The organism is Rhodococcus pyridinivorans (assembly GCF_900105195.1).
In the GTDB taxonomy this organism is placed as follows: domain Bacteria; phylum Actinomycetota; class Actinomycetes; order Mycobacteriales; family Mycobacteriaceae; genus Rhodococcus; species Rhodococcus pyridinivorans.
This window is the reverse complement of sequence record NZ_FNRX01000002.1, coordinates 1020028-1034617: the sequence shown is the minus strand read 5'-3', so window position 1 is coordinate 1034617 and position 14590 is coordinate 1020028. Positions and strand designations below refer to the sequence as shown.

Below are 14590 nucleotides of genomic sequence, written 5' to 3'. Positions count from 1 at the left end.
GCCGTGTCAGAGAGTGTCTTCGTTGCCGAACAGCACCGAGCTCACCAACGGGGCCATGGGGCCACCGATGAACAGCGAGGTCTCCGCTCCGGCGACTTGGTTCGGGGAGGTGCGGCGGATCTGGCGGACTGCTTCGACGGCGAGATTGAGGCCGTTGACGAACGAGTCGGCGAGATTGCCACCGCTGGTGTTGACGGGCAGCTTTCCGCCCGGCGCGGTGAGGTTCTCGACCGTCATGAACCCGCCGGCCGCCTCGCCGGGCGGGCACAGGCCGTGGTCGATCAGCGCCGCAACGGCCGGGCCACTGAAGTTCTCGTAGACCTGCACGACGTCGACGTCGTCCGGGCCGAGTCCGGCTGCGGCCCACAAATGCTCGGCGACACCGGGTTTCCCGTTGTTGGCCGGACCGAAGCCGGCCGTCATGTACTGCTCGCCGAGGTCGTTGTCGATCAGTTCGGAGAACCCGCCGGGCGCACCCTGGGCGCCGGCGAGGAGGTAGACCGGATCCTGCCGCAGATCGCGGGCTCGCTCGGCGGACACGAGGATCAGGGCCACCGCACCGTCGCTCTCGCGCGAGCAGTCGAACAGGTGGAACGGCTCGGCGATCAGACGGGAGTTCTCGTAGGTCTCCACGTCGAGCGGGCGCCCGTAACCTTGTGCGGGGGGGTTGTTCTGGGCGTGATGGTAGGCGGCGAGCACGAGTGACCGCATCGCTTCCCGCGGTACTCCCCCGTGTTCGAGCATGCGCTGGGTACGCATGGCGCAGATCTGCGCCGGAGAGCCGACGCCATGGGCGAGGAAATGACTTCCGTAGTGGTACTTGGCGTATCCGAGTCGACCGGTGTCGGCCTGGGACATCGCGCGGTAGACGGCGACGCACTCGGCCTGGCCGGTCGCGATGGCGGCCGCGGCGTTGGTGATGGCCGCGGCGACGCTGCCACCACCCCCACCCCACATCATGTTGGACCAGCGCAGTTCGTCGATCATCAACGCGCCGCCGATGATCGCGCCGTCGTTGGAACCTCCGGCGTAGGAGACGAATCCGTCGATCTGCCGGGGATCGATACCGGCGTCGGCGCATGCCGCGAGGATCGCCTCGAGGGTCATCCGCTTCTCGCCGTGCGGCGCCTCACCGCGACGGTAGTGCTGTTCGGCGACGCCGACGACCGCGGCCGCGCCGCGCATTCCCCGTCCGCTCATCGGGTTTCTCCTTCCGAGCCGGCGCGGACACGACGCCAGCGCACCAGCGGCCACCGGGCACCCTCGTCGAGTTCGATCGCGCCCACCACCTCGTCGCCGATCCGCGGATCCTCGTCGATGCCGTCGACGAGCAGGCCCAGCACGCGGCGACCGTCGGCGCCCGGTAGCTCGACCAGGACGGTGACGTAGGGCAGCCGACCGGCGTATTCGTCCATGTAGGGATACCAGCTGCGATGCCAGCTGTAGACCGTGCCAGCGGGTTCGACCTTCTCCCAGCCGATGTCGAATCCGTGGCAGGAACCGCAGATCGCCTGCGGTCCCCAGATCCAGGTGCGGCAGTCGCTGCAGCGCTGCAGCCGGAGTTCACCCTCGACGAGTCGCTCCCAGTGCGGGAGGTCCAGTCCGTCGGGGGTGGGTCCCCACGGCTCGGTTGCAGGTTCGATCGCAGTCATGCCCGGACGTCCTTCTCCACATCGAAATTCTCGAGTCTTCCGGCGAGCCAACGCCCGTCGCGCTGCTCCCAGTACGAGCGCAGCCCGATGGTCCGGTCGTCGAGCTCGTAGACGGCCTCGCCGATCATCAGGTCGCCTTCGGCGCGGACGTCCGCGATGCGGTGGGACCTCACCTCCGCACGGGGGGTGTCGACACCATCGAAGACCTGGGGGAGGTTCTCGGGCACCATGTCGGCGAGCGCGGCCTTCATGTTTCCGCTGACGATATGGCCCACATGCCGTTCGTACAGAGAACGAAAGTCTTCGACAGACACGGGAACTCCTCGAATCGAGGACGCACTCACGGTGCGTCCGACTGACACATTTAACTTAAGGCATTAGATAAATGTCGTCAACGTCACGCGAGGCGGAAAACGCCGTCCGAGGTCACCGCGACCTTCTCACCTGCGACGTCCTCCGTCGCGAGACGAGCGAGATCTGCGGCATCCGTACCGGCCCCGAGAATGCGTTCCCCCGTGGGCGTGCGCGCGGCGAGGAACGCCCGCTCCGGTTCACCGTCGCGTCCGTACACCACGGTCCACGACTCCGCTGTCGCGACACCCTCGTACGAGACCAGAGCCGGGGTCGTCGGTTCCGCGTCCACCTCGGCCTGCACGTCCAGGCGCCGGAAGCCGCCGGCGGGTGGTTCGGTCCGGTAGACGCCCATCGCATGCTTGGTCAGGTAGCCGCTGTTGGCCGTCACCAGACCGTAGGAGCCCGGGTTCTCGCGAAGCCTGGTCAGCATCGCGGCGATCGAATGGCTGACGTAGTTGTTCCACGGCCCGCCCCCGAAGGTCAGACCACCGGTGATCGTCAGCGGCCGCGACGGATCGTCCAGCGGCAGCCCGAATTCGTTCGCCGCGACCTGCACCGCCGACGGGAAGCACGAGTACACGTCGACGTGCTCGACGTCGTCGAGGTCGATGCCGGCGAGTTCGAGTGCCCGCGCCCCGGCGATGCGGATCGCCGGCGAGCGGTCGAGGGCGGCCCGTTCGGCGATCGCGTAGGTATCGTGCGATTCGGTACCGGACTGCGGGAAGACCCAGTTCTCCCTGGGGATTCCGAGACGGGTTGCAGTCTCGACCGAGCACACCAGGACGGCCGCACTCTGGTCGACCATGTTGTTGGAGTTGAGCAGCTTGGTGTACGGCGTGGAGATCATCCGGTTGTCGGACGAGGGCAGGGCGATCTCGTCGGCGCCGCACTCGCGCTGCACCCAGGCGTGCGGATTACCGGCCGCGGCCGCGCTGAACTGCGACCACAGCTCACCGATGAACCGCTGATGTTCCTGCGGCGAGCGACCCGCGGTGATACGCAGAGCCTGCTCGAACAGCGGATAGACGAACGAAGGTCGGTCCAGGCCGATGCGGCGTTCACTCTCGGCCTCCATCGGCACGTCGGTCACCAGGATCTCCGCGGCGGGCACCGTCTCGTCCTGCACGGTCCACTCCGGGCGCAGTTTCTGCTTGCGGAGCCGGGTGCGGGTGCGCCACGACTCGGCCCCGCCGATGAGCACGACGTCTGCACGACCGGCGGCGATGTCCTCGGCGGCGGCGTTGACCATCACCTGCGGGGTGCTGCCGCCGTTGCCGGAGTAGCCGGTGTGGCGGACGTTCGCGCCGATCCGCTCCCCGACCAAGGCACCCGGGTCGCGGTAGCGCCACGAGAGCAGACCCACCACGCGGACCGAGTCGACGAGTTCGAGCAGGCGCGTCGAGCCGGCCTGTTCCGCGGCGGCGCGGGCCGCACGCACCATGAGGTCGACGGGCTCGACCCCTCCGTCGCGCTCGTTGATCTGGCCGCCGCCGACCAGGATGGGGGTTCTCGGATCGAGTGTCACCGTTGCACCACTTTCGGTATGCGCTCTCGCGCTGCCTGCCGTCCGCGATTAGGCTAATGGCATTAGATTAATGGCTCAAGCCCGAGAGTGCGCCGAGAGGGGCGATTGACCGACCCCACTCCCCGTGATAGGCATTTAGCGATCGTTAAATAGACCGTATCGTGTGATCGAGAGGCGAGACATGTCCGACGAGACGACCACCCCCGAACCCGCCGCGCTGTACGAGCGACGCGGCAACGTCGCACTCATCACCCTCAACCGTCCGCGCGCCCTCAATGCGGTGAACGGCGCTCTGGCCACCGCGGTCGGCAACCATCTCGAGCAGGCGAACACCGACGACGAGGTGCGAGTCGTGGTGATCACCGGTGCCGGTCGCGCGTTCTGCGCAGGTGCCGACCTCAAAGCACTGGCTGCCGGTGAGGACACATCTGCCGAGGGTCATCCGGAATGGGGCTTCGCGGGGTACGCCCAGCACTGGAGCGCCAAGCCCACCATTGCCGCCGTCAACGGATTCGCGCTCGGTGGCGGTACCGAACTCGTGCTCGCCAGCGATCTCGCGGTCGTCGACGAGGAGGCGAAGTTGGGCCTGCCCGAAGTCAAGCGCGGACTGTTCGCGGCCGCCGGCGGTGTGATCCGGATGCAGCAGCAGATCCCCCGCAAGGTCGCTCTCGAACTCGCACTGACCGGTGAACCCATCACCGCCGCGCAGGGCAAGGAGCTGGGCCTGGTGAACCGGGTTGCCCCTGCCGGCACCGCTTTGGAGGTCGCCCTCGAACTGGCCGAGATCATTGCGGCGAACGCCCCTGTGGCCGTCCGCGAATCGAAGGCGATGATCCACCGGACCGCCAACAGTCCCGACTGGGAGGACGCAGCGTGGGACGCCAACCGCAATGCGTTGAAGGTCGTGTTCACGAGCGAGGACGCGATGGAAGGACCGCGCGCGTTCGCCGAGAAGCGTCAGCCCGTCTGGAAGGGTCGCTGACGAGTTCCCCGAGGATCAGCGTTTGCCGCGACCGAACCGGTCGACCACGACCGCCCGCAACGAACGGGCTTCGATGCCGGCCTCGCGGCGGGCGCGTCCTCGGGTCACGAGCACGCCGACGAGCGCGATCACCCAGATCGGGTACTGCGCGAACCACGCGACGCGGAAGGCGTCGAAGGTGTAACCACCGAGCCGGTCGAGCACGATGCCCATCGTCTGCACGACCAGCAGCGTCGCGAGGAAGCCACCGATGTTGACGATGCCGTTGGCCGTGCCCAGCGCGGTCCCGGGATTGAAGGTGCGGGCGTAGTCGAAGCCGATCATCGACCCCGGCCCGCCCACCGAGATGACGACGACGAGCACCACGAGCAGCCACAGCGGTGCGGGTCCGGGCAGGGCGAGCACCGCCGACCACGTCACGGCGCTGGCCAGGATGATCATGAGGACGAGCCACGAGCGTCTGGTAGGGAAACGTCCCGACAGCACCCCCAGGATGGGTCCGGCGGAGATGGCCGTGACCACCGAGACCGTGAGCATCGAACCGGCCGCCGCGGGTGACAGACCCTGCGCGGAGACCAGATACGGCACGCCCCACATGAGCGCGAAGGTCGTCACCGAGAACTGCGTGCCCATGTGGGTGAAGAAGCCGAGTTTGGTGCCGGGACGCCGCCACACCGTGCCGAGTCCGCCGATCACCTCCCGCAGCCCGGACGCCGTGGCCTCCCGCGCCTCTCCCGGCGGGGTGTCACGCACGATCGCGAACACCAGGACGCACGCGAGCAGGCCGAGCGCCGCGGCACTGCCGTAGGCGGCCGTCCATCCGGTGCCGGTGAGCAGCAGGACGAACGGCACCGCCGACAGCACCTGGCCGAGCTGGCCGAAGATGCCCGTCAGCTGCGAGACGACGGGCACCCGGCGCGGAGCGAACCACACCGGCACGAGCCGCAGCACCGAGATGAACGTCAGGGCGTCACCGACACCGACCAGTACCCGGGCCAGATATGCGACCGGCAACGACTCGGTGACGGCGAGGATCGCCTGACCGACCGCGAGGATCACGGCGCCGGTCGCGATCATCCTTCGCGAACCGAACCTGTCGAGCAGCACACCGGCCGGGATCTGCATCCCCGCGTAGACGATGAGCTGCAGGACGACGAAGCCGGACAGCACCGACGGCGAGATCTCGAAGCGTTCGGTGGCGGCGAGTCCGGAGACACCGAACGCCGTCCGATGGAGGACGGCGACGATGTAGGCGAAGACTCCGATACCCCAGACCAGCCATGCCCTCATGTCACAAGGACGATACGCGGCGGTCTGTTAACGGTGCTAATTACTCACGACCGAGCGACACCCACGTCGGGTCGGCCGCACGCGGACCGGCGACCTTGTCGGCGAGACGGTCCAGCCGCGCGACCTGCTCGTCGGTGAGCGTCACGTCGAGCGCACCGGCGTTCTCGGTGACGCGATTCGCGTAGCGCGTGCCGGGGATCGACACCGAGGGCAACCCGAACTCGTGACCCTTCGCATCCAGCCATGCCAGGGCGATCTGCGCGATGGTCGCGTCCGCTTCCTTCGCAACCGCCCGCACCTCTTCACGGACCGCGAGGTTGGTCGGCAGGGACTCGGCGTCGAAGCGCGGGAAGCGCTTGCGCAGGTCGTTCTCGGCAACCTGTCCGGGATCGAAGGCGTCGGTGAGCAGTCCCCGGCTCACCGGCGAGTACGGCACGAAGCCGATGCCGAGTTCGGCGGCGGTGGGCACCACGTGCCGTTCGACGTCGCGCGAGACGATGCTCCACTCCGACTGGATCGCGGCGATCGGATGGACGGCGTGCGCGCGGCGCAGCTCGTCACCCGTGGCCTCCGACAGTCCGATGTGCTGCACCTTGCCGGCCTGCACGAGTTCGGCGAGGGCACCGACCGTGTCCTCGACCGGCACCTCCGGATCGACGCGGTGCAGGTAGTACAGGTCGACGTGGTCGACGCCGAGACGCCCGAGCGACTCGTCGATGGCCTGCTTCGCGTATTCGGGACGGCCGTTGATGCGACGGTTGGCGGTGCCCGTGCCGCCGACCGCGCCGACGAGACCGAACTTCGTCGCCAGCTGGACCTCGTCCCGCCGGTCGGCGAGCAGCGTGCCGACCACCTTCTCGCTGGTGCCGTCGCCGTAGACGTCGGCGGTGTCGATGAAGGTGATGCCCAGATCCACGGCGTGGTGCAGGGTCGCGAGTGCCTCGTCGAGATTCACCTCGCCGTATGCGGGGGCGACGGACATCGCGCCGTAACCCTGGGCGCTGACGACGAGACCGGGCGCGAGCTGGACGGTGGGGACAGGCATGTACTTCTCCTCGACGACGACACGGTGCGACTCCCGATCGTCCCGCATCCCGCGCATGATCGCAGGAGTTGAAATCGCCGTGATCCGAGCAGCCCGCGCCCTAGGCTGAGATCCATGGTGACCGACTGGCTTTCCCTGCAACGAACCGCGCGTCGCGAGTTCGACGACCGTGTCGCGCAGATCCGCGACTGGCACGCACCCACCCCGGACACCGAGTGGGACGTCACCGACCTGGTGTGGCACATGGTCGACGAGCAGCGCTGGATCCAGCCGCTGCTCTCCGGCCGTTCCCTCGACGACGCGAAGGCCGTACTCGAACCGATCGGGGACGATCTCGCCGCCGAATGGGCACGCTTCGCCGAGCAGGCGACCGCCGCGTGGGCGATGACGTCACCGTCCCAGGAGGTCCACCTGTCCTACGGCACCGTCCCGTGCCTCGACTACATGAAACAGCAGGTCGCGGACATCACCGTGCACACCTGGGATCTCGCCCGGGCCATCGGTGCCGACGAAATGCTCGACGCCGACCTCGTCGACGCCGTGCTCGCCGACATCGAACCGCAGAAGGACATGCTCGCCTCGAGCGGTCTGTTCGCCGATCCCGTCCCGGTCCCCGACGACGCGTCCCCGCAGGACCGGCTCATCGCCCTCACCGGCCGCGACCCCAGGAAGGCGTCATGACGGACCGACCCGATATCAAGCCCCGCAGCCGCGACGTCACCGACGGCATGGAGAAGGCCGCCTCGCGCGGCATGCTCCGTGCGGTGGGGATGGGAGACGAGGACTGGGGCAAGCCGCAGATCGGTGTGGCGTCGTCGTGGAACGAGATCACCCCCTGCAACCTCCCGCTCGAACGCCTCGCGCGATCGGTGAAGGAGGGCGTGCACGCCGCGGGCGGTTATCCGCTCGAATTCGGCACCATCTCCGTGTCCGACGGGATCTCGATGGGGCATGAGGGCATGCACTTCTCCCTGGTGTCCCGCGAGGTCATCGCCGATAGCGTCGAGACGGTGATGCAGGCCGAGCGGCTCGACGGCTCGGTGCTGCTCGCGGGATGCGACAAGTCCTTGCCCGGGATGCTCATGGCCGCGGCCCGCCTCGATCTCGCCGCCGTCTTCCTGTACGCCGGGTCGATCCTGCCGGGCATCGCGAAACTGTCCGACGGTACCGAACGCGACGTGACGATCATCGACGCCTTCGAAGCGGTCGGGGCGTGCGCGCGGGGCCTGATGTCCGAGACCGACCTCGACGCGATCGAACGCGCCATCTGCCCTGGCGAAGGTGCCTGCGGCGGCATGTACACCGCGAACACGATGGCCGCCTCGGCCGAGGCGCTCGGCATGTCGCTGCCGGGGAGCGCGTCACCGCCCGCGACGGATCGTCGCCGTGACGGTTTCGCCCGGCGCAGCGGTCAGGCGGTGGTCGAGATGCTGAAGCGCGGCATCACCGCGTCCGACATCCTCACCAAGGAGGCGTTCGAGAACGCCATCGCGGTGGTCATGGCCTTCGGGGGATCCACGAACGCCGTGCTCCACCTGCTCGCGATCGCGCACGAGGCGCAGGTGGATCTGAGCCTCGACGACTTCGTCCGCGTGGGCGCGCGGGTGCCGCACCTCGCCGACGTCAAACCGTTCGGCCGGCACGTGATGAAGGACGTCGACCACATCGGCGGTGTCCCGGTCATCATGAAGGCGTTGCTCGACGCAGGTCTGCTACACGGCGACTGCCTCACCGTCACCGGGAAGACCGTCGCGGAGAACCTCTCCGGCATCGCGCCCCCGGACCCCGACGGCAAGGTGCTGCGCGCCCTGAGCGACCCGATCCATCCCACCGGCGGCATCACGATCCTTCGCGGCAGCCTCGCTCCCGGCGGAGCGGTGGTGAAGTCCGCGGGCTTCGACGAGTCGGTCTTCGAGGGAACGGCGCGGGTCTTCGAACGAGAACGGGCCGCGATGGATGCGCTCGAGGACGGCACCATCACCGCCGGCGACGTGGTGGTCATCCGCTACGAGGGCCCCAAGGGTGGCCCGGGTATGCGCGAGATGCTCGCGATCACGGGCGCCATCAAGGGCGCCGGGCTAGGCAAGGACGTCCTGCTGCTCACCGACGGACGATTCTCCGGTGGTACCACCGGGTTGTGCGTCGGGCACGTCGCCCCGGAGGCCGTCGACGGCGGCCCCATCGCCTTCGTCCGCGACGGCGACCGGATCCGTCTCGACGTCTCGAACGGCCTGCTCGACGTGCTGGTCGACGAGAAGGAAATGGAAACGCGGCGACAGGGCTGGGAGCCACTGCCGCCGCGCTACACCCGGGGTGTACTGGCGAAGTACACGAAGCTGGTCGGTTCCGCATCGAACGGTGCGGTGTGCGGATGAGGGTCGGGTGAACCCTCCCGCTCCGGGGGTGCTGCTAGATCGGACGGAAACCTGCGCCCGGCCCGCCCCGACCGTTGATGTCGGCCATGATCACGTCGATGTTCGTTCCGACCTCGGGGCCGGCGCACGGCGCGAGCAGGTAGGCGTTGACCATCGCGACGAGCGTCGTGCCCACCACGAGCGGTGCGCCCGAGTCGCCTTCGATGACGCACACCTGCGTCCAGGTCTCCTGCGAGCCGAACACGTCGCCCCAGACGATGCCGCAGGTGTTGCCCGTGGTGCGGCCTTCCTTGCAGGCGATGTTCGGGAAGCCCGCGGGGGCACCGAGGCCGGTGATCGTCACGTTGCCGACGCGGTTGACCGGAACGACCTTGCTCCGGTCGAACTCGATCACGGCGTAGTCGAGCCGTTCGTTGGTCGACACGATGCGGCCCACCGAGCCGGCAGCGAGGTCGTATTCGGCTTTCACCGTCATGCCGGGAGAGCCGCAGTGCGCGGCAGTGAGACCCACGAGGCGTCCGGCGGCGTCGTTGCCGATCGTGGTGAGCGTGCAGTCGAAGATGTCCTGCCCGTTGTCTCCGAGAGTGATGCCCGAACCGCCACCGAGGGTGACCGGAGGAGCCGCGACGGCCACCCCGGAACCCGCGCCGACCAGCGCGACCGCGCTCGCGATTGCAACAACCAGTTTTCTGAACATGGAGGCCCTCCTGCGCTGCGCCGTCCGGCAGCCGTCGGGCTGAGCGTACTAGAGGTTTCCGCCGGATTTCCGGGTTGCGCCCAAGCTTTCCAGAGCTTGACGGGCCTCCTCGAGCTCGCGGCTGAGCTGCGCGACCCGCTCCTCGGCCGCGCGACGCGCCTCCTCGATCACCGACTGGACGGCCTCGGTGGCCGTGGGATCGCCGAGTTCCTTCACCGCACGTTCGACGGCGTCGGGTGCGACCGTTGCGGGCTTACCGACCTTGCGGGTGCCGTGCGCGACCCCCACCGTCCACTCGTTCTCCGGGTCGATCGTGACGGTGATCGTGATCGACGGCGCCTTCTTCGCTTTGCGGGCCGGGGCCTTCGGCTTCGCCGGTGCCGGCGGCCGGGAGGCGGGAGTGTCGGACGAAGCGGGGGTCGTCTGGGTCACGGGCTTCTTCTCCTGGGCGCGGGGAACCGCAGCGACTGCTGGGCTCTCGGATTTCTGGGGAGCAGGCTTCGGTGCAGCAGGCCTGGATGCGGTAGCCCGTGGGGTCGCGGGTTGCACAGGTGGCACCTTCGCGGGAGCTGCCTTCGCCGGAGCGGGCTTCGCACCACCGGACGTGCGCGCGGTCTTCGTCGGTGCGCGCTTCGTTCCGGCCGGCTCGCGGGTGGCGCGCAGTTCGTCGGTCTCGAACGGCAACTCGTCGTCGACGCCCTTCGGCCGCACCATCACGGTGCTGCCGCTGATCGATACCACCCGCGCCGACGTCCCCGGGTCGATGCCGAGACTCGGAATGCCCTCGACGAGGTAGACGGTCGCGCGGCGCCCCTCGGCGAGAGCGGCACCGAGCTCTCCGAGTTGTTCCTCCGTCAGGTGGTCCGCGCGTCTGCGGGGCGACATGCGACGTCCTTTCTCGGTTCGCCGAAGGGTCGGCAGGGCTTCGATGTCGGTCACTGTCGCACATCCGTACGACACGCCTGTACACCTGTTCGATACGACCTGCCGCGCGCATGGGCCCGGGGCACGGTAAGGATGGAGGAGTGACCCCGTCCGATCCGGCACCTGCCTCAGGAACCGACGTGCTGTCCGTGATCCAGTCACAGCTGGAGAACGCGCTGCTCGGTGGTCCTCTTCGTTACACCCTGAACGAGGTGGCCGAGTTGTGCGGGCTCGCACCTGCGCGGGTGCGCCGGCTGTGGCAGGCACTCGGTCTGACCGTCGATCCCGATCCCGACGTCGTGATGTTCACCGACGGCGACGTCGAGGCCCTGCGTGCGACGGCGGCCATCATCGCGAGCGGCGCGATCGACGAAAGCCTCGAGGTGCCCGCGGCCCGGTCGATCGGACAGTCGATGTCGCGGCTGACCGAGTGGCAACTGAATCTGCTCAACACCCACGTCTTCACCCAGTTGGCCTCCGCCTACGCGAAAACGGAGACTCCCCCGCAGGAAGAGGAGATCCGCGCGCTGATCGACCACATCGTCGATCGCACGACCGAGCTCGCGCTGAGCCTCCAGAGCCACATGTGGCGTCGGCACCTGGTGGCCACGACCGCCCGGGCCGCCGCGCGCCCGCAGGATTCCGGGGAGCTCCACGAGTTGGTCGTCGGTTTCGCCGACATGGTCGGCTACACACGGTTGACCCGGCAGATCGATGCGGCCGCGCTGAGCGAGCTGCTCGACTACTTCGAATCGGAGGTCTCCGACGTCATCGCCCGGCACAACGGCTGGGTGATCAAAACCGTCGGCGACGAGGTGATGTTCGCGGCCGAACGTCCGGTCGACGCCGCACGGATCGCCCTCGAACTGCAGGATTCGTTCAGGTCCCAGAAGGACTATCCGGACCTGCGGATCGGACTGGCGTGGGGCCAGGCGTTGCCGCGCTTCGGCGACCTGTTCGGTTCGGTCGTCAACATCGCGGCCCGTCTCACCGGCGCGGCGCGGCCGGGCACGATCCTCGTCGACGAGAACCTCGCCGACGCCCTCTCCGACTGCGAGGAGTTCCGCTTCCAGACGGTGCGCACGCTGCGGCTGCGGGACTTCCAGCATTCGCGGCTGTACGTCCTGCGTCGTCCGCGCGAGGAGAAGAAGGCGGCGGTGGGCGTGGAGGGTCTGCACGACGAGGACATGGGTCTGTGACCGGCAGGCTGACAACAGTCGACGAGAAGCCCGATACTCCCTCATACCCACTGATACTTCTTCCGACCTCCTTCGCCCTCGAGGAGACCACGAAGTACCGCCCCCATGCGGCGGTCGACGACGCGACCCGCGAGATCGGTGCGGCGATCGGTGTTGCGATCACGGGCAGCGTCCTGGCCGCAGCCTACGGGCACGGCATCGATCCGGTGGCGCCGATGATCCCCGAGCCGGCCCGGGCCGCCGTGCAGGATTCGCTCGCCGCCGCGATACAGGTCGCCGAGCATGCGGGTCCGCAGGGCGAGCAACTCGCCGAACTCGCACAGAACGCCTTCCTCGACGGCTTGAAGCAGGCATCGTGGGCAGTCGCCGCGATCTTGCTGGTCGGAGCGTTGATCTCCGCCTTCTGGCCACCCCGGCGCTCGTAACCCTCCCCTCTCTTTTCTTTCTCGATGCCCGCGACGCAGGTCGCGGGCATTGTGCTGTGCGCGTGATCACGCTAACCTAGATAACAGTTACTAGTCGTCACACTAAAAAGGTGGAGGCATGACCGCATCGCTCACCCGCGAGACCAGCAAGGGCTTCATCCCCGGCGTCGCACTGTCCGATCGCGAAGAAACCGCCGGACGACTGCTCGCCTCGTCCGCACGTAAGTCGTACGACCCGGTCGTCGAGGTGGACTGGGAAGCCCCCGTCCCCGACGACAAGTTCGGAATGACCCCCGAATGGAGCACGCTCTACGGCACCGCACTGTGGGACGAGCTCACCGACGAACAGCGCATCGAGCTGACCAAGCATGAGGCCGCGAGCGTTTCGAGCGTCGGCCTGTGGTTCGAGATCCTGCTCATGCAGATGCTCCTGCGCGACGTCTACGACCGCGACAAGCATTCGCGTCACGTCCAGTTCGCCCTCACCGAGGTCGCCGACGAGTGCCGCCACTCGGTGATGTTCGCGCGCGCCGGCGAACGGCTGAACATGCCGGGCTACGGTCCGGCCCGCTACATCCACCAGCTCGGTCGCCTGTGGGGCCATTTCTTCAAGGGCGCCAACGCCTATGCATCGGTCATGGCTGCCGAGGAGATCCTCGACATGATGCAGCGCGACTTCATGCGCGACGAGCGGGTGCAGCCCGTCACCCGCGCGGTGTCGAAGATCCACGTCCTCGAGGAAGCGCGCCACATCCGCTTCGCCCGCGAGGAGGTCGCACGCCGACTCGCCGGTGCGAGCCGCACGCGACTCGCGTTCGAGCGGTTCAACACCGCGCTCGTGGTGTTCTTCGTCGTCAAGAGCATGATCCACCCCGACGTTTACGCCAATGCGGGCCTCGATCGCGAGCGCGCTCTGCAAGAGGCGAAGGGCAACAAGCACTATCACGATCGCGTGCGCAAGTCCGGCGCGAAGCTGATGACCTTCCTCGACAACGTCGGCCTCATCGGCGGACCGTCGAAGATCCTCTACAAGAAGGTCCACCTGCTCTGACACGGCCTACGGCCATACAACGAACTGTGCGCAGTTCTCGTCGATCTCCTCGAGGGATTTCCGACGAGAACTGCGCACAGTCCTTCGTGGCGAAAACCGAAAGGCGTCAGCCCACCTTCTCGGTGGCCCGCAGGCTGTCGTCGCGCTCCTGCTCCGGGAACAGCGTGCGCGTGATCTTTCGAGCGGTATCGGCGACGATCGGCGCCACCCACTCCAGGCGAGTCGAACGCGCGTCCGCTGCCAGCGACAGGGCGGCGACCGGGCCGTCGACGCCGCGGAGCGCGACGCCCACGCATCCGATGCCCCGCGCAGCTTCCTCACGTTCGAACGCGACGCCACGACGCTTGCGAATGCGGTTGAGCTCCTGGTGCAGTGCGACGTGATCGCGGATGGTGCGCTCGGTGCACGGCACGAGAGTCTTGCCGTACAGCGCGTCGATGCGTTCGGGCTCGAGCCACGCGAGGATGGACTTGCCGGCCGCGGTGGCGTAGGCGGGGAACCGACCGCCCACCCGTGACGGCACGCTCGACGCGAACTGTCCACCAACCTTGTCGAGGTAGAGCACCTCGTTGCCCTCGAGGACCGTCAAGTGGACGACGGCGCCGGTCTGCATCGCCAGGTCGTGGAGATGCGGCGCAGCGGCCTCCCGGATGCGGCGGTGGCCTGTGTCGCTGCCACCGAGACCGAGGGCACGCGGGCCGAGGCAGTAGCCGAAGGATGCGTGCTCGATCCAGTCGCGACGCACGAGGTGATCGAGGATGCGGTGCACCGTCGAACGGGGCAACCCGGAGCGACAGGTGACCTCTTCGAGAGTGAGTGCGCCGCGGCTGTCGAAGGCCTCCAGGATGAGGGTCATCCGATCGACCATCGATGGTGGAAGTTCTCGTTTCGACGAGGTTCCGACGGGCTCGAGCGCGGAGTCGACGGCGGTCAACTGCACCTCCATAAGTCCTGGCCACGACCCTGCGCGCCTCATGAAACTGGAATCTGTTCCAGAACGTTAGCAGTAACAGAGGTCACACCGGAAGGGGTACACACAGACTGTAGGTACTCCGGAGTCAGTTTCCTGGC

15 protein-coding genes are annotated in these 14590 nt (G+C 67.9%); 6 read left to right on the top strand and 9 right to left on the bottom strand.

Annotation, left to right across the window (positions count from 1 at the left end):
- Positions 1-6: 6 nt before the first annotated feature.
- The 4 genes from BLV31_RS05530 to BLV31_RS05515 all read right to left on the bottom strand — a co-directional run bounded on the left by BLV31_RS05530 (position 7) and on the right by BLV31_RS05515 (position 3531).
- Positions 7-1200, bottom strand: coding sequence for a thiolase C-terminal domain-containing protein (locus tag BLV31_RS05530; RefSeq protein ID WP_064060854.1), 1194 nt, complete (start codon positions 1198-1200; stop codon positions 7-9).
- On the bottom strand, positions 1197-1652 hold the full coding sequence (locus BLV31_RS05525; RefSeq protein WP_064060855.1) for a Zn-ribbon domain-containing OB-fold protein: 456 nt from the start codon (positions 1650-1652) through the stop codon (positions 1197-1199). Before BLV31_RS05525 ends, BLV31_RS05530 begins: the two co-directional genes overlap by 4 nt.
- A complete protein-coding gene (locus tag BLV31_RS05520) occupies positions 1649-1966 on the bottom strand; it encodes a hypothetical protein (RefSeq protein WP_064060856.1) in 318 nt (105 codons plus the stop codon). The genes BLV31_RS05525 and BLV31_RS05520 overlap by 4 nt, the downstream gene beginning before the upstream one ends.
- A gap of 83 nt (positions 1967-2049) precedes the next feature.
- Complete coding sequence (locus BLV31_RS05515) at positions 2050-3531, bottom strand: acetyl-CoA acetyltransferase (RefSeq protein WP_064060857.1); 1482 nt, start codon at positions 3529-3531, stop codon at positions 2050-2052.
- 181 nt (positions 3532-3712) lie between these two features.
- Here BLV31_RS05515 and BLV31_RS05510 point away from each other — a divergent pair, with 181 nt between their 5' ends.
- Positions 3713-4513, top strand: a complete 801-nt coding sequence (locus tag BLV31_RS05510) for a crotonase/enoyl-CoA hydratase family protein (protein ID WP_064060858.1) — start codon at positions 3713-3715, stop codon at positions 4511-4513.
- A gap of 15 nt (positions 4514-4528) precedes the next feature.
- Here BLV31_RS05510 and BLV31_RS05505 read toward each other — a convergent pair whose 3' ends face one another.
- Positions 4529-5803: an MFS transporter gene (locus tag BLV31_RS05505; protein WP_064060859.1), complete on the bottom strand. Its 1275-nt coding sequence runs from the start codon at positions 5801-5803 to the stop codon at positions 4529-4531.
- Between the two features lie 40 nt (positions 5804-5843).
- Positions 5844-6848: an aldo/keto reductase gene (locus BLV31_RS05500; protein WP_064060874.1), complete on the bottom strand. Its 1005-nt coding sequence runs from the start codon at positions 6846-6848 to the stop codon at positions 5844-5846.
- Between the two features lie 114 nt (positions 6849-6962).
- Here BLV31_RS05500 and BLV31_RS05495 point away from each other — a divergent pair, with 114 nt between their 5' ends.
- Together BLV31_RS05495 and ilvD are read left to right on the top strand one after the other, a co-directional pair.
- Positions 6963-7529, top strand: a complete 567-nt coding sequence (locus tag BLV31_RS05495) for a TIGR03086 family metal-binding protein (protein WP_064060860.1) — start codon at positions 6963-6965, stop codon at positions 7527-7529.
- Entirely contained in the window at positions 7526-9223 is a 1698-nt protein-coding gene (gene ilvD / locus BLV31_RS05490) for a dihydroxy-acid dehydratase (protein ID WP_064060861.1), read from the top strand. Before BLV31_RS05495 ends, ilvD begins: the two co-directional genes overlap by 4 nt.
- A 34-nt stretch (positions 9224-9257) precedes the next feature.
- Here the strand turns inward: ilvD and BLV31_RS05485 are convergent, their stop codons facing one another.
- Positions 9258-9920 (bottom strand): chymotrypsin family serine protease, encoded by a 663-nt coding sequence (locus tag BLV31_RS05485; RefSeq protein ID WP_006550994.1) that lies wholly within the window; start codon positions 9918-9920, stop codon positions 9258-9260.
- 48 nt (positions 9921-9968) lie between these two features.
- Positions 9969-10805, bottom strand: coding sequence for a DUF6319 family protein (locus tag BLV31_RS05480; protein ID WP_064060875.1), 837 nt, complete (start codon positions 10803-10805; stop codon positions 9969-9971).
- Positions 10806-10945: 140 nt separating this feature from the next.
- Between BLV31_RS05480 and BLV31_RS05475 the strand changes: the two genes are divergently transcribed.
- The 3 genes from BLV31_RS05475 (at position 10946) to BLV31_RS05465 (ending at position 13519) form a co-directional block, all read left to right on the top strand.
- Positions 10946-12043, top strand: coding sequence for an adenylate/guanylate cyclase domain-containing protein (locus tag BLV31_RS05475; RefSeq protein ID WP_039586522.1), 1098 nt, complete (start codon positions 10946-10948; stop codon positions 12041-12043).
- Positions 12040-12468 (top strand): hypothetical protein, encoded by a 429-nt coding sequence (locus BLV31_RS05470; protein ID WP_064060862.1) that lies wholly within the window; start codon positions 12040-12042, stop codon positions 12466-12468. Before BLV31_RS05475 ends, BLV31_RS05470 begins: the two co-directional genes overlap by 4 nt.
- 118 nt (positions 12469-12586) lie before the next feature.
- Positions 12587-13519 carry an AurF N-oxygenase family protein gene (locus BLV31_RS05465; RefSeq protein WP_006550998.1) on the top strand — a complete coding sequence of 311 codons (933 nt, stop codon included), beginning with the start codon at positions 12587-12589 and terminating at the stop codon, positions 13517-13519.
- 106 nt (positions 13520-13625) lie between these two features.
- On the opposite strand, the gene BLV31_RS05460 is transcribed toward BLV31_RS05465, so the two are convergent.
- Positions 13626-14465, bottom strand: a complete 840-nt coding sequence (locus tag BLV31_RS05460; protein WP_006550999.1) for an IclR family transcriptional regulator — start codon at positions 14463-14465, stop codon at positions 13626-13628.
- Positions 14466-14590 lie beyond the last annotated feature (125 nt).

Coding starts and splice junctions, on each gene's coding strand:
- BLV31_RS05510 (WP_064060858.1), top strand. CDS start 3,713: ATGTCCGACGAGACGACCACCCCCGAACCCGCCGCGCTGTACGAGCGA.
- BLV31_RS05480 (WP_064060875.1), bottom strand. CDS start 10,805: ATGTCGCCCCGCAGACGCGCGGACCACCTGACGGAGGAACAACTCGGA.
- BLV31_RS05465 (WP_006550998.1), top strand. CDS start 12,587: ATGACCGCATCGCTCACCCGCGAGACCAGCAAGGGCTTCATCCCCGGC.
- BLV31_RS05495 (WP_064060860.1), top strand. CDS start 6,963: ATGGTGACCGACTGGCTTTCCCTGCAACGAACCGCGCGTCGCGAGTTC.
- BLV31_RS05500 (WP_064060874.1), bottom strand. CDS start 6,848: ATGCCTGTCCCCACCGTCCAGCTCGCGCCCGGTCTCGTCGTCAGCGCC.
- ilvD (WP_064060861.1), top strand. CDS start 7,526: ATGACGGACCGACCCGATATCAAGCCCCGCAGCCGCGACGTCACCGAC.
- BLV31_RS05525 (WP_064060855.1), bottom strand. CDS start 1,652: ATGACTGCGATCGAACCTGCAACCGAGCCGTGGGGACCCACCCCCGAC.
- BLV31_RS05485 (WP_006550994.1), bottom strand. CDS start 9,920: ATGTTCAGAAAACTGGTTGTTGCAATCGCGAGCGCGGTCGCGCTGGTC.
- BLV31_RS05460 (WP_006550999.1), bottom strand. CDS start 14,465: ATGGAGGTGCAGTTGACCGCCGTCGACTCCGCGCTCGAGCCCGTCGGA.
- BLV31_RS05530 (WP_064060854.1), bottom strand. CDS start 1,200: ATGAGCGGACGGGGAATGCGCGGCGCGGCCGCGGTCGTCGGCGTCGCC.
- BLV31_RS05505 (WP_064060859.1), bottom strand. CDS start 5,803: ATGAGGGCATGGCTGGTCTGGGGTATCGGAGTCTTCGCCTACATCGTC.